Consider the following 17,889-nt stretch of genomic DNA (forward strand, 5'->3'; position numbering starts at 1 on the left):
TTATACAATGTTGAAATTTGTCTTCGCAGTACTGTTGGTTACAGGCTGTAAAAAAAACGATAAAATAACTCCGGAACTTTCCGCATCTCCCTCTGAAATTACACTTCCGGCGGAGGGCGGAACAGCAGATATTGCCATTAACGGAAATGCACAATGGACTGTCAGCAACGGGGCTTCATGGTTACATTTAAGCAAAACATCCGGCAGTAGCGGTAGCAGTACCATTCAGGCAACTGCCACATCCAATCAAACAGGCGCTGCCCGTTCTGTAGTATTATCAGTAGATGCCGCAAACGGACAGGCAAGAATAGTTAAGGTTTCGCAACCTGCCACAATATATCCATCTTACAACACATCCCCACAGGCCCCTGTTTCAACAGGAATGAGCACTGCTGTGCAACTGGCGGCTAAATTTAAATTAGGATGGAACATTGGTAATACATTGGAAGCTACAGGCGGGGAAACAAGCTGGGGCAATCCACAGATCACTGAAGCCTATGTAAAATCTGTAAAGCAATTAGGTTTTACTGCTATCCGTTTACCATGCGCATGGGATTTGCATGTTGACAACAAAGCCACAGCACACATAGATCAAAACTGGATGAACAGGGTAAAAGAAGTTGTGGGCTATTGTGTCAATAACGGATTATATGTTATGCTCAACATTCACTGGGATGGTGGCTGGCTCGAAAACAACATCAGCAAACTAAAGCAGGATTCTGTCAATGCTAAACAAAAAGCGTTGTGGGAGCAAATAGCTACCGTTATGCGGGACTTTGACGAGCATCTCATGTTTGCCAGCGCTAATGAACCCGCTGCTGATAATGCGGAGGAAATGGAAGTCTTGGCACTATACCATCAGACCTTTGTTGATGCTGTTCGTTCTACAGGCGGAAAAAACAGCCACCGCGTTCTTATTCTTCAAGGGCCAAGTACATCGGCAACGTTAACATCAGATTTGATGAGTACACTTCCCAAAGATCCGGTGGACAATCGCCTGATGGTTGAAGTGCATAACTATACGCCGTCGCAGTTTTGTTTCCTTGGCGAAGATGTGAGCTGGGGTAAAATGGTTTACTACTGGGGCGCCGGCAATCATTCAACCATTGAACCGGATCGTAATCCCACGTATGGTGAAGAGGATGCCCATATTTCTGACTTCGACAAGGTTAAGGCAAAATTTGTTGACAAAGGCATTCCGGTTATCATGGGCGAGTATGGGGCTTACAGGCGTGATGGTTCCCCCCATATCCCCAAAGACCTGGCCTTACATAACAAGTCTGTGGACTACTGGATAACTTTTGTAACCAGGGAGGCATTGGCCCGTGGTATAAAACCTTTCTGGTGGGATACAGGCGGAGCTTTGGACAGGAATAACAGTACAGTAAAAGATCAAAGAACAATTGACGCTCTTTTGGCTGGGGCAAAATAAAGATATGTTGATTAAAGACGCCCCAAACAGCCGGGATAAAAGGTGGTTGTTAACGGTTACAACCAGCGTTTTTCAACTTGCCTTTATAAGCTGTAATTCAATAGCCTGATTTATAATGGAAAAGCTAACGGCCATGCCACATTTTTACTTACGCGGTTTCTTGTTAACTAAAGTGGCCTTACCGTTTGGCAAAAAATTAATGTTACTAAGAAACTCATTGTTAATTGACATTGAGAGACCTTCCTGCAGATGAAGGTTTGACAAAATAAGTTTTGAACAGCCACATAAAAATTGTGATAAAAATTTCTGAATAGCAATGCGGAATTTGATGTCAATCATGGTTCCTGTCTTCAAAAAACAAGCAGTTTTAAATGGAACTGAGGCCTGCAGCAGTTAAACTGTTTGCAGGCTCAGTCTTTTAAAAGTTTTTTCAGATTTTTTATGGGCCCGGCAATAGAATAAGAATGAAGCTTCGTTGCGTCGCACTCTTGTGCCGCAAACCATAACGGAACTTTTTTTTGAGGTAGGGTATGAATAATTGCCATGTTGCGGGATGCTGCCTTTGCTGTTCAGTAAAGCGGTGCAGTACAAGTGAGTGACACAACCAAAGCCTCATAGCAGTTATGTCGCCTGGACAATAAAAAATGTTCTCTGGCGGATGAGGTGGGGTAGGGATGAGGCTAAATTTTCAAGTTCAAAACTATAGAGTATTTAGCTGGTTAATATCAAAATAGCAATCCGGAACTTGATGTCTATTAAGGTTCCTGGTTTCATTTAGCAGCAGTTTAGAATGGTACTGATGCCTGCGGCAGTTAACCTGTTCCGCAGGCTCAGTTTTTAAAAACGCTGTAAAGTATTTTTTAGGGCCTGGCTGCAGAACATCCATAATGTTTTGTGCCTTCGGCACAGGTAAAATAGCAGCAGGGTGCCCATGTTAAAATAAAACTGATCAAGGTACTGTTGATACCGATATTGCTGGTAGACGATAGGTGATAAGCCAGTTTTTATTGTTGAACAAAATTGCCGGCACTGCAAATTTGCTCACTGCATAATATTACACCTTTGGGTGCACGCTTGCCGGAATATTGCCTGATGTGTTAACCGCTGAGGCCAAAAAAATGTCTTAATGAAAAAAAGTATATCACTGCTCGTATCCGCAATGTTCCTTCTGGCTATGGCTGCCAGGTCGCAGGAAACCAATCGTTTTTTTCGCGGAGAAAACCTCGTAACCACCGGCATTTATTACTATCCTGAGCATTGGCCGGAAAGCCAGTGGGAAAGGGATATTAAGCAAATTGCCGATATGGGCTTCGAATTTATACACCTGGCCGAGTTTGCCTGGTTTAAAATGGAGCCCGAAGAGGGGAAATTTGATTTTACCTGGCTTGATAAAGTGTTAGGCATTTGCAAAAAACATAAACTGAAGCTGATTTTATGTACGCCATCTGCCACCACGCCCACCTGGATGCGAATAAACTACCCGGAAACATTCATTATGGACGGGCACTACATTCGTGCGGAGAACGGCACACGTGGCCTGGCTTCCGTTGTGAATGAAAGGTTCAGGGGTTTTGTAAAAGCGATAGTGGTTGAAATGGCCAAACAATACGGGAAAGACCCGGATGTGATTGGTTGGCAGATTGACAATGAACCCGGCGCAGTTCCTGATTATAGCCCTGCATCCCAGGAGGCGTTCAGGACATGGTTAAAGCATAAATACAAAAGCATTGATGCATTAAATACGGCCTGGGGTGCAGCTTTCTGGAGCCAGTGGTTTAACAATTTTGAGCAGGTAATTATACCTAATACCAACCTGGTTGGCTGGTGGGGCAACAACCCCCATGCCCTCCTTGATTTTAAACGTTATACTGCGGATGCGCAGGCCGAGTTTCTCGATTTTCAGGCAGGTATTTTAAGAAGTTTTGTTTTGCCCAGCCAGTTTATAACCACCAACTATACCGCAGTATGTACCGGTTCTGATGCCATGCGGACCAACAAACTGGATTTTGCCACTTATACTGCCTATCCCAATGGCGGAACCGATAACATCGGCAACCTCGGTTTCAGGTTGGGCAACAGCCGCGTAGTTTCCTTTGCGGCAGATTATTATAAATCCGTACGGGGTGGCATTACAGGCGTAATGGAAATGCAGCCCGGCCCGGTTAATTGGGGAAGTTATAACCCCTTGCTTTTACCAGGCACGGTGCGCATGTGGCTGTACCACAGTTTTGCGGCTGGCGGAAAGCTGGCTTGCTCTTACCGTTTCCGCCAAATCAATTATAGCTCGGAGCAATACCACGCAGGTATTATGCTTACCGATGGGGTAACCCCATCGCCTGGCGGCGAAGAGTATGTGCAGTTTATGAAAGAAATAGAAGAACTGCGCAGGCAATATAACCCGGGTGTAAACATGCCCGGAAAGCTTGCTGCACGCTCCACAGCTATTGTATGGAACCTCGAAAATTTTTGGACGATAGACCGGCAAAAACAAACCCTTCAGTGGGATGCATGGAACTACCCGGTAAAGTTTCACGGCATGGCAAAAAGCCTGGGTGCGCCTGTTGACATAGTACCCGAAACCGCCGGTCTTTCTAAGTATAAAGTTGTGATTATACCTGCTTATGAAATGGTTGATTCAGCACTGATAAAAAAGTGGTACAGTTATGCGGAAAATGGCGGCCACTTAATCATCACCTGCCGCACGGCCACCAAAAACCGCATGGGGCATTTTTGGGAAGGAGGGATGGCGGCGCCTGTCAGCACACTGATTGGGGCCCGTATCAAAGCTACCGATATGCTCTCTGCCCATGCCCAGGGCGATATTGTAATGAATGCCTCGCATTATAAATGGAACAACTGGGCCGATTTGTTGGTTCCTGAAAATAGCACAAATGTATTGGCCACCTACAACAACCAGTTTTACGAGGGCGCCGCTGCCGTGGTTACCCGCAGGCTGGGCAAAGGTTCTGTAACCTACATTGGTGTGGATACCGAAGAAGGCGCTTTGGAAAAAGATGTGCTGAAAAGTATTTATAAAGAGGCCGGGGCCAGCGTAGAAAATTATCCGGATGGCATATATGTGTATTGGCGTGATGGTTTTTACACAGCAGTGAATTATTCATCAGAAAACTATACTGTGAATATTCCTGCAACAGGTAAAATTTTAATCGGGGAAAAAACACTGAAACCCGCCGGTGTATTGGTATGGAGTGAATAGAATTTAAACATAGAAGAGAGTATGAAGAAAACAGTTTTATTATTCTGCATGATTAAGCCCATTTTAAAAGAGATCATTACTATAAAAGATGGTATCCCATTTTCAAAAGAACTGGACTTACGTGAGAGTGATGTTTTCTTTTTGACTGCTATTAAACTTTAGGTTAGGATTTACTCATGAAAAAATTGTCTCTTACATATTCTAAAATCAAATGATTGCAATGAAAGTACCGGTAAGAACATCGCTTCTGTTTTTTACGTTATTCCTTCTCTTTCAAACATTCTCTTTTGCTCAAATCAGTGTGCCGAAAGTATTTGGAGACAGCATGGTTTTACAAAGAGGTGTCAAAATTCCTGTTTGGGGAAATTCAACTCCCGGTGCAATTATCGTTGCGAAACTTGGTAATGTACGGGCAACAACAAAAGCCGATGGTAAAGGAAGATGGCAAATCAGGTTTCCGGTATTTAAAGCAGGCGGTCCTTATGTGCTTGAGCTTTCTGAACCGGGTAACCCAGGTACGAAAATAAAGCTCAAAGGAATTTTGATTGGCGATGTATGGGTTGCTTCAGGCCAGTCAAACATGGAATGGCAGGTGCAACAGGCAAAAGACGCCGGTAAAGAAATTGCGAATGCCAATTTTCCGCAAATACGTTTTCTTGTTGTTGAGCAGGATAAACAACTAAAACCTCAGCCTGATATTCGTGGCGGCAGATGGAAAGTTTGCGATTCTGTAAATGTAAAGGAATGTTCAGCGGTTGCCTACTTTTTTGCCCGTAAAATACATCATGATCAAAATGTTCCGATAGGTATTATTCAAAGCACCTGGGGCGGAACACCTGTAGAAGCATGGACGAGCCGCGACATGTTGCTTACATCCCCCATTACCAAAACAAGAGTACTCAGTAATGACACGCTTAGCCTTGATCAGAAAGATTTTGTAACCGATAGCTTGAACTGGGTACGCATTTGGAATATTGTTTACAATCCCCAGAATAATACAGATAAAATAGTTCCGGCCAAAGAATATAATGATGCTGAGTGGACTACTATCGAAATGCCTAATGTGCTAAAGGATTTTGGAATTGGTTATTATGAAGGAATGGTTTGGCTAAGAAAAAAAATCATATTGCCTGAATCATTTAATCAAAAAGATTTAACCATCAACCTTGGACATCCCGAAATGAACTATTCGCTTTATTTCAATGGCGAAGAAATTTGCAGGAATATCTGGAATGCCAATGCCACTCATTCTTATACTGTTCCTGCACGTTTGGTACAGCATGGGGAAAATATTATTGCAGTAAGAGTAGCCATGATGTGGGGCGGTGGTGGATTAAATCCTCCTGCGGAAGATCTTTATATTGCCGGTGGTGCTTCTAAAATTTCTTTAGCGGGAAAATGGTTGTATAAGAAAGATATTGAAACCGCTTTTCCAAAAATACTCAACTATCAATATTATCCAACGGTACTTTTCAATGCGATGATTAACCCGCTGATTCCCTATGGCATTAAGGGATTTATCTGGTACCAGGGGGAATCGAATGCTGGCGCAGCTTATAATTACAGAAAACTATTTCCTATGCTGATCACAGACTGGCGCCAACGCTGGCAGCAGGGAAATCTTCCCTTTTTGTTTGCGCAGTTAGCCAATTACATGAAAACAAAACCACTTCCATCTGAAAGTGAATGGGCCGAATTGAGGGAAGCGCAAACACTTGCACTGTCTCTTCCTAATACAGGTATGGCTTGCATCATAGATATTGGCGAAGCGAATGATATCCATCCAAAAAACAAACAGGAAGTTGGCCGCCGGCTGGCTTTAATTGCTGATAAACTCGTGTATAAAGAAGATTGCATCGCATCTGGCCCGGTCTATAAAAGTTTTAGGAAAGATGGGAATCGTATCCGGATCAGTTTTACCAATACAGGCAAAGGCCTTTTAGCAAAACATGGAAAGGAATTGACAGGTTTTGCCATTGCGGGTAATGACAAACAATTTCATTGGGCAAAGGCAATCATTAAAGGAAATGAAGTGATTGTTTCCTGTGATAAAGTTGCCGGGCCACTTGCTGTTAGATATGCCTGGGCCGATAATCCGGAATGTAACCTCGTAAATGATGAAGGATTGCCCGCTGCCCCTTTCAGAACAGATGAATGGAAAGGCATCACTCAAAAATAAAATGAAAGTTCAACCTGCATTATCATAGTTCATAATAAAAAAATATGAAAGCGAAAGTATTCGTAGCTGCTTGTATCCTGTTTTGTCATTCACTAATGGCCCAGAATTATCCATCTCCTGTGAGAGAAAATGAGGAAACTGTTGAGAAAGGAAAATTTAAACCTGAATGGCAGTCGTTACAGGAATATAAAGTACCTGAATGGTTCAGGAATGCAAAGTTCGGTATATGGGCGCACTGGGGGCCGCAGTGTCAACCGGAACAAGGTGATTGGTATGGCAGGTTTATGTATAACGAGGGTAGTGAGCAATATAAATGGCATGTGGCTCATTACGGGCATCCTTCAAAGGCCGGGTTTAAAGATGTGATTAATGATTGGAAAGCCCAAAACTGGGATCCGGAAAAACTGGTAGCGCTCTATAAACGTACAGGCGCCCAGTATTTCTTTGCCATGGCCAATCATCACGACAATCTTGATTTGTGGGACAGTAAATACCAGCAATGGAATTCAGTTCGCACAGGCCCCAAAAAAGATATTGTTGCAGCCTGGGCAAAAGCAGCAAAAAAATACCAGCTTCCTTTTGGGTTAAGTGTTCATGCAGCACATGCATGGACGTGGTTTGAAACGGCACAGCGTTCAGACAAGAATGGCCCATTCGCAGGCATTCCTTACGATGGAAAATTGACAAAGGTTGATAGCAAAGGAACCTGGTGGGAGGGGCTTGACCCGCAGGAGTTGTATGCGCAAAACCACCATCTCAGTACAGGAAGCGAAGACATTACATCTTTGTGGAATCAGTGGTATTGGGACAACGGCGCTTCGATTCCTTCACAGGAATATTGCCAGAAGTTTTACAACCGGACAATGGATCTGATCAATCAGTATAACCCTGACCTGCTTTATTTTGATGATTCAGGTCTTCCTCTTTATCCTGTAAGCGATGCCGGTTTAAAGATTGCTGCGCATTATTACAATCGTTACATGGCAACACATAACGGAAAACTTGAAGCGGTGCTGTTTGGCAAAGTGCTAACAGATGAACAAAAAAAATGTATGGTTTGGGATGTTGAACGCGGAGCGCCTGATAAAGTGCAGGCTTTGCCCTGGCAAACATGCACCTGTATAGGGGATTGGCATTACGATAGAAATGTGTATGAACAAAACCGTTACAAATCGGCAGCGTCTGTTATACGCATGCTCGTGGATATTGTCAGCAAAAATGGCAATATGTTGTTGAATATTCCGATTCGTGGTGATGGTTCAATAGATGAGAAAGAGATAAAAATATTAGAGGACATAACAGCGTGGATGGATATTAACAAAGAAAGCATTTTTGATACACGTCCCTGGAAGATTTATGGCGAGGGGCCTGCGGTAGATGCTTCTAATCCCTTGAGTGGATCGGGTTTTAATGAAGGTAAAGTGCAGTTGTCAGAAAAAGATATCCGCTATAACCAGAAGGGGAAAGTATTATACGCCACGGTATTGGGTACACCGGGAGAAAACATAACATTAACGGCTTTAGGCAAAACAAAAGCCAATGGCAACGTAAAGCGGATTGAAGTACTGGGAAGTAAAGAAAAGATTTCATGGAAACAAAATGCTGAATCGCTGTTGATTCAGAAACCCAACAAAATACCGAATAAGATAGCAGTGGTGTTTAAAATTTACCTGTAAATAAATATTTTTTTAGATAGCAAAGGCTGGCTCCTGTATGAAGTATGGCTGTTACACAGCCCGAAAACAATAAAACTTTAAATCATGAGAGTTTTGAAGAGGCGTTTAGAAAATGCAATTCTTTTGGGACGAGTATTAAACAATTAAAACGATACTAAAATGTTTAAGCGGATGCATGTTGCTCAAATAGGCATTTTATGCTTTGCTCTTCTCGTTGGCAAGGCCACCCGGGCGCAGGAAAAACCTTCATTAGCTGAAGATAAAACTGCCTTTGACAATCCGCCAACCGGTTTCAGGGAGAAGCGTGAAAGTATTGCTCACGGTACTGTTGCTACTGTTCAGTATGACTCCAAAACGCTGTCTGTACGTCGGGAAATGCTGGTTTACACACCTCCCGGTTATTCACCGGGTAGAAAGTACCCGGTGATTTATTTATTGCATGGGCTCAATTCCGGTGCTGGTCAATGGCCATACTGGGTCCGTGCTGATTACATCATTGATAATTTGGTGGCCGAGGATAAAATTGGGCCCGTGATTATGGTTTTTCCTAATTGTAATACCAATGTAACTGTGTCCAATCCCAAGCCGGATGAACAGGAAGAACGAAAAGCTGGCTTTAAGGGTTACGGCAAATCTTTCGAAAACGATTTGCTCAGCGATATTATCTCTTATATTGAATCTCACTATTCGGTTTATACTGACCGCGAACATCGTGCCCTCGCAGGGTTGTCCATGGGCGGCGGACAATCGCTGAATATCGGTCTTTCGCATATTGATACTTTTGCTTATGTCGGTGGATTTTCGTCGGCGCCGAATACCAATCAGTTCGGTGGCCTTTCTGACATCAAACTGTTGCCGGATTTGGCAGCAGCCAAAAAGAATCTCAAAGTACTATGGCTTGGATGCGGTAGTAAGGATGGATTGTTCAGGGTCAGCCAGCAGGTACACCAATACCTCAAAGAACAGGATGTGCCGCATGTATGGTACGTGGATGACAATGCTCACGACGATACCGAGTGGGCAAATAACCTGTATTTTTTCGCACAGCATATTTTCAGATCACGCAAGGGAAACGAAACATTTTGAATATAGAGTAAATCGGTTTGACCAATCTGGCAATAAAACGAAGAGGCTTTATCTATGATGAATTTACACTTTACATAATAACCTTCCATACATAATCAAATTTTTCAATTATGAACAAGACTTATTCACGTCGCAATGTTTTGAAAAACCTTGCAGGTAGTGCGGCACTGCTTTCCACAGGTGTACTGCTGCCGGGAGCAGTGCGTGCAGAACTGGAAAAGGAACAATTTAAGGAAGAATTTCTGTGGCTGAAACTGAAGGGAAATGTCAACCACTCGGTATGCAAATGGTGCTATCCAAACATTCCGCTCGAGGAGTTGTGTAAGGTGGCAAAAGACATGGGGTTGTCGTCAATCGAGCTCCAGGGTCCTGAGGAATGGCCAACCATCAAAAAGTACGGACTCACTTGCGCAATGCCCTGGGGTGCCGGGAAAGGAATTGAGAATGGCTGGAACAACCCGGATTTGCACGATGAGCTTTTGGCTTCTTTTGAAGATATTATTCCCAGGGCCGCCAACGCCGGGCTTGACAAGATCATCACGTTCTCTGGCAACCGCAAAGGCATGAGCGATGAACAGGGCTTAGAGAATTGCGCTTTGGGCTTAAAGCGCCTGATGAAAACAGCAGAGAAATACAAGGTCACAGTAACAATGGAATTGCTAAACAGTAAGGTTAATCATAAAGACTATCAGTGCGACCACACGAAGTGGGGCGTTGAACTGGCGAAACGGATCGGCTCCGAACAGTTTAAATTGCTCTACGATATTTATCATATGCAGATCATGGAAGGCGATGTGATTGCTACCATCAAAGAATACCATCCTTACATTTCGCACTATCATACAGGTGGAGTTCCCGGTCGCAATGAGATTGACGAAACGCAGGAATTGAACTATCCTGCCATTATAAAAGCTATTGTAGAAACAGGATATAAAGGATTTGTAGGGCAGGAGTTTATACCGAAACACAAAGAACCATTGGTTTCCCTGGGAAAAAGTATTGAGATCTGTGATGTTTGATTTTTCAAGAGCGGAATTTTGCATATTTACTTTCTAACATCATTACCGCCGGTATGTTTTGTATTTCTTCCAGCCATTTTATTATTTGGAGATTAATAAGGCTATTTAAAAATGAGATATTTCAAGTCATGCATTTTTTGTGATAATACTCAATTACCTGCATCCTACATTAATGAAAAGAATTCTGGGAAGTGTTTTAGTTCGCTGGGTGGTACACCACGAATCATGGCGTAGGTTTGATAAGAAGCTTTGTGTAAACACACTGAAATCAGGAACACACTGAATAAATTAAATGGTTAACTGAAAAGATATGAACACTCAAAATGCTGTAAGAACACATCTTTTTTTAATGATTTTAATATTAGTTACAAGTGTGTCAAAGTCCCAGACTGCAAGCACCTTTAAACTGGTCAGCTCAGCTTTCGAAGATGGGAAACCGATCCCTGCTAAATATACATGTGATGGCTCAAATATATCGCCACCACTTAGTTGGATGGGAATTCCTCAAAAAACGAAAAGCTTCGCTATAATTATGGATGATCCGGATGCACCAATGGGTACCTGGGTACATTGGGTAATTTATAATATACCGGGCACAGTAACTGGTCTTAAAGAGAACCTAACCGTCCAAATTAAAGCGACAGATGGTTTGAATAGTTGGAATCAAAAGGGATACAACGGTCCTTGCCCCTCGTATGGAACGCATCAGTATAATTTCAAATTATTTGCCCTGGATGAAACTTTAACCTTAAAAGATGGGATGATCAAAGCTGAGCTTCTGGAGGCGATGAAAGGTCATATACTTAGTGAGACTACATTAACCGGCCTATTCCGGAATTAATAAATTGATCGAGTTCAAATCAGGCAGACAATTAAAAGAATTGACGGCAGTAAAATAGCTGTGGACACTCCGAATACAAAGATTGATTACCTAATGAAACTGGCAAGAGTACCGGCGCAGCAGTTTCTGTTTTGATATTCAAAAGAATATTCCCTTTTGAGACCAACAACGGCAATAGCGAAAGTATTTTTAAACAGCTATTAGGTTATAGCATTGGTAATATTTTTGCACCGTGGCGTTGGGATAACTATATTCCATATGCCCAAAAGAATTAACGTTGCTAACATACAGTGCTTAAACGAACGCCGCCAGGAATCGTTTCCCCTTACAATAGCTGATGAAAGCACAGTAATTAAGGCAGCCAATAACTAAAGAATTAAAATGAAGCTTTTCCAAATAAGAGTTTTAAAAAACCGAATGCTGCTGAGTTTATTTTTCTTTCTGTTAATAGGTAATGCGGATGGCCAGACTGCAATGATAAATGTTCAAGGCAGGAACACGATAAGTTTAAATGGTGATTGGAATGTTATTATTGACCCTGCCGGGGTTGGAGAATGGCAACAGGTATGGCGTGAACAAAAGCCTCAAAAGAAAACAGATTTTTTTGAATATTCCTTTGATAATGGGCCTGTGCTAAAAGTGCCGGCAGATTTTAATACCCAGATGAGTGAACTGACTTTTTTTGAAGGCACCGTTTGGTACAGGAAAAAATTTCATTATACTCTTCAGCCCGCGAAAAGGTTGTTCCTTCACTTTGGCGCCGTAAATTATTTGGCAGATGTGTACCTGAACGGCGAAAAACTGGGCCACCATGAAGGTGGCTTCACGCCCTTCCAGTTCGAAATAACAAACATGGTAAGAAGCGGCTTTAACAGTATTGTGGTAAAAGCCAATAATGCACGTCAAAAAAATGGGCTGCCCGGCCTGGGGTACGACTGGTTTAACTATGGCGGTATTACCCGTGACGTAAATCTTATAGAAACCGGCAAAACCTATATTAAAGATTATTCCATTCAATTGCAGAAAGGGAGCATTGATACTGTTGCCGGGTGGGTTTTGCTTGATGGTCTGCATTCGCGGCAAAAGGTTGAAATAAGCATCCCTGAATTGGGCATTCAATACAAGGCTGTCAGCAATGATGAGGGCTTAGCGCCTGTTTACATTTCATCGAAGTTTACATTATGGTCGCCGGGGCAACCCAAACTGTACAAGGTAATTGTCAAAATCCAAACAGATTCCGTTGCGGAATACATTGGTTTCAGGAGTATTGAAACAAAAGAAGGGAAAGTTTTGCTGAACAATAAACCGGTTTTTCTGAAAGCGGTAAATATTCACGAAGAAAACCCTTACAAAAAAGCAAGGGCTAATTCAAAACAGGACGCCTTGTTGTTGTTAAGTGCGGCTAAAGAGCTGGGCTGTAACCTTGTCCGCTTGGCACATTACCCGCACAATGAACACATGGTACGCGAAGCGGAACGGATGGGGCTGATGGTTTGGAGTGAACTGCCGGTTTATCAGCATATTGATTTTACAGATAGCGCTGTTCCTGCTAAAATGGGGGCAATGCTGGGGGAGATGGTACAAAGGGATAAAAACCGTTGCGGCATAATAGTCTGGGGCCTTTCCAACGAAACTTACCCAGGGGCGTCAAATAGAAGTAATGCACTGGTTGAACTCACTAAAAGGTGCAGGGGCTTAGATTCTGCCCGGTTAATTGCGCATGTTATTAACTCCCACAAATACCAGGGTAATACTTTTGAAGTTTGGGATACTTTGTACCAGTATTCAGATATTGTGGCCGTCAATGAATATGCCGGGTGGTATATGCCCTGGCAGGGAAAACCATCGGATACCAAATGGAAAATAACCTGTCACGACAAGCCGGTGTTTATTTCTGAGTTTGGTGGCGAAGCATTGTACGGCAGCAAATACGGGCGGGCAGATGAAGCTGCGAACTGGAGAGAAGAATACCAGGAAAAAATTTATAAAGACCAGTTGGAAATGTTTGCCACCATTCCCAACTTAGCCGGTGTGTGTCCCTGGTTGCTGTTTGACTACCGGTCACTCAGCAGGTTGCACCCTGTTTATCAGCAAGGGTATAACAGGAAAGGCCTGTTGTCAGAAAAAGGAAATAAAAAGAAAGCATGGCATATAATGAAAGCGTACTACGCTGCAAAGGAGAAACTGTAAATTCGCCATCCACTTAACTTGAATAAAGAAATAAAAACCTGGTATGAATAAATTAAACGGCATGATTAAGTATTTTCTGTGCGTAATGATAGTTTCGGTAATGGCCACCAACATCAGCCATGCGCAGGAAAAAGCCCCGGCGCCTTTTGGCCCTGTGCCAACGGCAAATCAAATGCGCTGGCAGCAAATGGAATATTATGCCTTTGTGCATTTTTCATTAAACACTTATACAGACCAATCCTGGGGCTTTGGAAATGAAGATGTAAACCTCTTTAATCCCGAAAAATTAGATTGCCGCCAATGGGCACGTATTTGCAAAGAAGCCGGGATGAAAGCAATCATCATAACTGCAAAACATCACTGCGGTTTTTGTCTCTGGCCTTCTAAATACACGGAGTATTCTGTAAAGAACGCGCCCTGGAAAAACGGCAAAGGTGATGTGGTTAAAGAAATGGCAGATGCCTGCAAAGAATACGGTTTAAAATTAGGCATCTATCTATCTCCCTGGGACAGGAACCATCCTGATTATGGCAAACCTGAATACATCACTTACTTCCGCAACCAACTAACAGAACTGCTCACCAATTATGGGGAGATTTTTGAGATATGGTTCGATGGCGCCAATGGGGGCACCGGTTATTATGGCGGCGCCAACGAAAACCGTACAATTGACCGCACCACCTATTACGACTGGAGCAATACCTATAAGATGATCCGCAAGTTGCAACCCAATATTGTGATATGGAATGATGGGGGCGACAGGGCCGACCTGCGCTGGGTGGGTACCGAAGGTGGCGCTGTAGGCGAAACCAACTGGAGTTTATTGAACGCTACCGGAGATGTACCTTTTAATATGCTGCACTATGGTGTTGAAAATGGTGATTCATGGGTGCCAGGCGAAGTAAATACATCCATCAGGCCGGAATGGTTTTACCATCCCGGGGAAGATGCAAGGGTAAAAACATTGCCGCAACTAATGGAAACTTATTACAATTCCATTGGCCGCAACGGTACTTTGCTGCTCAACTTTCCCATTATGCCCAATGGCTTAATCCATCCAAATGATGAAAAGGCAGCATTGGATCTGGCGGCAGCGGTAAAGAAAGCATTCTCAGTAAACCTGGCCGCCGGTAAAAAAGCTGCAGCCTCCAATACCCGCGGCAATGCAAAACAATACAGTGCAGCTATGGTTACAGATGGCAATAATGAAAGCTATTGGGCAACCGATGATGATGTAACGAACGCTTCGCTAACAATAGATTTAGGCAAACCCACCAGCTTCAACCGTTTTCTTGTACAGGAATACATACGTTTAGGGCAAAGGGTAAAAGCATTCACCGTTGAAGCCTTTGTTGATGGAAGCTGGAAAGAACTCGCTAAAGCAACAACCATCGGTTATAAACGTATCCTCCGTTTTCCTGCTGTAAAGGCAACGCAGGTTCGCTTTACAGTTACAGGTTCAAAAGCCTGCCCGCTTATTTCCAATATCGGCATTTACAATGCGCCGCAGATTCTTGATGCTCCATCAGTCATCAGGAACCAGCAAGGCGAAATAATCATCACACCGGTGGATGACGAGTCGGCTGTTTATTATACAACGGATGGCAGTGTACCCACCGTGAATTCAAAAAAATATAATGGACCCGTTAAAACAGATGGAAAGGTGGAAATAACCGCTATAGCTTACGATGCAGCTACGGGTAAAAGCAGCCCCGTAAGCAATGAAAAATTCAGCATCTCAAGAAAGCTATGGAAAGTTGTTGGTATCGAGGATGAAAAAGCAACCGCGGTGCTCGACGGCAACCCCGCTACCGCATGGCATCAGGGCAAAGACAAAAAAGTACCGGTTGATTTGGTGATTGATTTGGGCAGGCAAGAAGCACTTATTGGCTTCAGGTATTTGCCTGACCAAAATATTTGGAACCCCGCCATCATCAGCCACTACGAATTTTATGTTTCAAATGACAATGCAGATTGGAAGCTGGTAAGCAACGGAGAATTTTCGAATATCAAGAACAATCCGTTATGGCAGGTAAAGAACTTTTCGGCTGTATCAGCCCGGTATATTAAGCTTCGTGCTTTGCAAAAGGCAGACGGCAATGAAGAAACCGGCTATGCCGAAATAGATGTTATTACAGAATAATTACTATCCTGTGCCCAGGATTAATAAACATCATTTATTTTTTTTGGATACGGGTAGTGGTTTTCATGGCATCGTCCCTTGCGTCGCAATCCGTTCATCTGTTGTACAAATGGCATCGCCTGGTTTCCGGCGCAGGGTTCCAATTAATATTTTATACAACTTCCTTAACCGGCACTGTAAGAAGCTGGAATGAATTTAGCGGTCCACACCCTGTTCAGTAAAGTACAAAGTGTTGAAGAGTGCGACGCAACCAAAGCATCATGGCAGCAATGCAGCCGGGCCCCAAAAAATGTATGATTGATATAATTTTCAAGCCTTGAAAAAACACTACATGCAAAGAAGACAACTTATTAAAGGATTATTGGCGGTAACGCCTGCCGTGCTGTTAAAAAATTATGCAGGGGCATTACCTTTTGCGGATGTTAGCAATTTAAAAATTGAACCCGCGGCAGATGGCCCGTTTAAACCGGAGTGGCAATCGCTGAAACAATATAAAACGCCACAATGGTTTGCGGATGCAAAGTTTGGTATATGGGCACACTGGGGTGCGCAATGCCAGCCAGAGCATGGAGATTGGTATGCCCGTGGCATGTATGAAGAGGGGAGTGATCATTATAAATATCATGTTGAGAAATATGGACACCCATCTAAGTTTGGTTTTAAAGATGTAATAAACGAATGGAAAGCGGAGAACTGGAACCCTGATGCATTGGTTGAATTATACAAAAATGCCGGCGCCCAATATTTTGTTGCCATGGCAAACCACCACGATAACTTCGACAACTTTAACAGCAGTTACCAGCCCTGGAATTCCGTTAATCTTGGCCCCAAAAAAGATTTAATTGAGGGCTGGGCAAAAGCGGCGAAAGCACATGGGTTGCGTTTTGGCGTTAGCGTACATGCGGCACATGCGTGGAGCTGGTACGAAACAGCCAGGCGCAGCGATAAAAATGGCCCGCTTGCAGGTGTGCCTTACGATGGCATAGTAACCAAAGAAAACGGCGGGGGTAAATGGTGGCAGGGTTACGACCCGCAAAGCCTGTATGCGCAAAACCATGCCCTTAGTGAAAACAGCGGGGATAACGGCATGATACACCGCCAGTGGAACTGGGGCAACGGGGTAACCCCGCCATCCAAAGAATACTGCGAAAAATTTTATAACCGCACCGTAGAACTCATTAATAAGTACCAGCCGGATCTTGTTTACTTTGACGATACCGCTTTGCCATTATGGCCAGTAAGCGATGCCGGTTTGCGCATAGCAGCCCACATGTACAACGAAAGCATTAAGCGCAACGGAAAACTGGAAGCGGTGATAAATGGAAAAATACTGGACGAAGAACAACGCAAATGTATGGTGTGGGATATTGAACGTGGGGCAAGCAACAGTATTGAGCCCTTTGTTTGGCAAACAGATACCTGTATAGGGTCCTGGCATTACGACCGCCGCATTTACAATAGCAAGGGCTACAAAACTGCCCGTGAAGTGATAGGGATTCTGGTGGATGTAGTGAGTAAAAACGGTAATCTTCTACTCAATGTACCGGTGCGTGCAGATGGCTCTATTGACGAGCTTGAAATGGCGGTGGTAAAAGAAACAGGCAACTGGATGAAAATTAACAGCGAGGCTATCTATGCGACAAGGCCCTGGAAAATTTTTGGCGAAGGCCCTGCCATTGCCACAGCGGCCCCGCTTAGTGCGCAAGGGTTTAATGAGGGTAAGAATAAGCCGCTTGGTGCGGAAGATTTCCGTTTTACATCGAAAGGGGGTGCTGTTTATGCCACGTTTTTTGGATGGCCCGGCAGCGGCAAAGTTGTGATAAAATCAATGGCGGCTGAAAAGGTTTCGGCGGTGAACCTGCTGGGGCACAACGGCACCCTGCAATGGAACCAAACAACTGATGGGCTTGCGGTTACCCTGCCCGAAAAACCGCCTTGTGATAATGCTTATGTGCTTAAAATAGTTGGTTAATAAAAATCTAACGGCCCGTTGCTCCTGATATACAGTTGTTCCATGCCCGTTCCGGTATGGTTAAACGCAGGCCTGGGTAAAGCCTGCGTTTAACAAACGGGTTAGCGTGTATTTTTTATCAATGCAAATCTCTC

At 43.6% G+C, this 17,889-nt stretch carries 11 protein-coding genes; all 11 read left to right on the forward strand.

All coding sequences use genetic code 11. The annotated features are described in order from the left end of the window. Positions 1–7: 7 nt before the first annotated feature. The 11 genes from F0364_RS14920 to F0364_RS14970 all read left to right on the forward strand — a co-directional run bounded on the left by F0364_RS14920 (position 8) and on the right by F0364_RS14970 (position 17,755). Complete coding sequence (locus F0364_RS14920; protein WP_153798590.1) at positions 8–1,432, forward strand: cellulase family glycosylhydrolase; 1,425 nt, start codon at positions 8–10, stop codon at positions 1,430–1,432. Positions 1,433–2,558: 1,126 nt separating this feature from the next. Continuing rightward, the gene (locus tag F0364_RS14925) at positions 2,559–4,649 is read left to right on the forward strand and encodes a beta-galactosidase (protein ID WP_153798591.1); all 2,091 of its coding nucleotides are present in this window, start codon (positions 2,559–2,561) and stop codon (positions 4,647–4,649) included. Positions 4,650–4,670: 21 nt separating this feature from the next. Next, complete coding sequence (locus F0364_RS14930) at positions 4,671–4,811, forward strand: hypothetical protein (protein WP_153798592.1); 141 nt, start codon at positions 4,671–4,673, stop codon at positions 4,809–4,811. Positions 4,812–4,869: 58 nt separating this feature from the next. After that, positions 4,870–6,828 (forward strand): sialate O-acetylesterase, encoded by a 1,959-nt coding sequence (locus F0364_RS14935; RefSeq protein ID WP_153798593.1) that lies wholly within the window; start codon positions 4,870–4,872, stop codon positions 6,826–6,828. A gap of 44 nt (positions 6,829–6,872) precedes the next feature. Continuing rightward, positions 6,873–8,504, forward strand: a complete 1,632-nt coding sequence (locus F0364_RS14940; RefSeq protein ID WP_153798594.1) for an alpha-L-fucosidase — start codon at positions 6,873–6,875, stop codon at positions 8,502–8,504. A gap of 159 nt (positions 8,505–8,663) precedes the next feature. After that, positions 8,664–9,590 carry an alpha/beta hydrolase gene (locus F0364_RS14945; protein WP_207632692.1) on the forward strand — a complete coding sequence of 309 codons (927 nt, stop codon included), beginning with the start codon at positions 8,664–8,666 and terminating at the stop codon, positions 9,588–9,590. A 110-nt stretch (positions 9,591–9,700) separates the two neighbouring features. Further along, positions 9,701–10,609, forward strand: a complete 909-nt coding sequence (locus tag F0364_RS14950; RefSeq protein ID WP_153798595.1) for a TIM barrel protein — start codon at positions 9,701–9,703, stop codon at positions 10,607–10,609. Between the two features lie 310 nt (positions 10,610–10,919). After that, on the forward strand, positions 10,920–11,450 hold the full coding sequence (locus F0364_RS14955; RefSeq protein WP_207632693.1) for a YbhB/YbcL family Raf kinase inhibitor-like protein: 531 nt from the start codon (positions 10,920–10,922) through the stop codon (positions 11,448–11,450). A gap of 417 nt (positions 11,451–11,867) precedes the next feature. Next, positions 11,868–13,640 carry a glycoside hydrolase family 2 protein gene (locus tag F0364_RS14960; protein WP_235921119.1) on the forward strand — a complete coding sequence of 591 codons (1,773 nt, stop codon included), beginning with the start codon at positions 11,868–11,870 and terminating at the stop codon, positions 13,638–13,640. A 43-nt stretch (positions 13,641–13,683) separates the two neighbouring features. Further along, on the forward strand, positions 13,684–15,783 hold the full coding sequence (locus tag F0364_RS14965) for an alpha-L-fucosidase (RefSeq protein ID WP_235921120.1): 2,100 nt from the start codon (positions 13,684–13,686) through the stop codon (positions 15,781–15,783). 331 nt (positions 15,784–16,114) lie between these two features. Beyond that, positions 16,115–17,755, forward strand: coding sequence for an alpha-L-fucosidase (locus F0364_RS14970; protein ID WP_153798596.1), 1,641 nt, complete (start codon positions 16,115–16,117; stop codon positions 17,753–17,755). The last annotated feature ends 134 nt before the right edge of the window (positions 17,756–17,889 follow it).

It is taken from the genome of Foetidibacter luteolus, assembly GCF_009650435.1.
In the GTDB taxonomy this organism is placed as follows: Bacteria; Bacteroidota; Bacteroidia; order Chitinophagales; family Chitinophagaceae; genus Foetidibacter; species Foetidibacter luteolus.

Excerpts from the sequence above, each read along its gene's own strand:
- F0364_RS14920 (WP_153798590.1), top strand. The coding sequence starts at position 8 with ATGTTGAAATTTGTCTTCGCAGTACTGTTGGTTACAGGCTGTAAAAAA.
- F0364_RS14955 (WP_207632693.1), top strand. The coding sequence starts at position 10,920 with ATGAACACTCAAAATGCTGTAAGAACACATCTTTTTTTAATGATTTTA.
- F0364_RS14945 (WP_207632692.1), top strand. The coding sequence starts at position 8,664 with ATGTTTAAGCGGATGCATGTTGCTCAAATAGGCATTTTATGCTTTGCT.
- F0364_RS14940 (WP_153798594.1), top strand. The coding sequence starts at position 6,873 with ATGAAAGCGAAAGTATTCGTAGCTGCTTGTATCCTGTTTTGTCATTCA.
- F0364_RS14925 (WP_153798591.1), top strand. The coding sequence starts at position 2,559 with ATGAAAAAAAGTATATCACTGCTCGTATCCGCAATGTTCCTTCTGGCT.
- F0364_RS14950 (WP_153798595.1), top strand. The coding sequence starts at position 9,701 with ATGAACAAGACTTATTCACGTCGCAATGTTTTGAAAAACCTTGCAGGT.
- F0364_RS14930 (WP_153798592.1), top strand. The coding sequence starts at position 4,671 with ATGAAGAAAACAGTTTTATTATTCTGCATGATTAAGCCCATTTTAAAA.
- F0364_RS14970 (WP_153798596.1), top strand. The coding sequence starts at position 16,115 with ATGCAAAGAAGACAACTTATTAAAGGATTATTGGCGGTAACGCCTGCC.
- F0364_RS14935 (WP_153798593.1), top strand. The coding sequence starts at position 4,870 with ATGAAAGTACCGGTAAGAACATCGCTTCTGTTTTTTACGTTATTCCTT.
- F0364_RS14960 (WP_235921119.1), top strand. The coding sequence starts at position 11,868 with ATGCTGCTGAGTTTATTTTTCTTTCTGTTAATAGGTAATGCGGATGGC.
- F0364_RS14965 (WP_235921120.1), top strand. The coding sequence starts at position 13,684 with ATGAATAAATTAAACGGCATGATTAAGTATTTTCTGTGCGTAATGATA.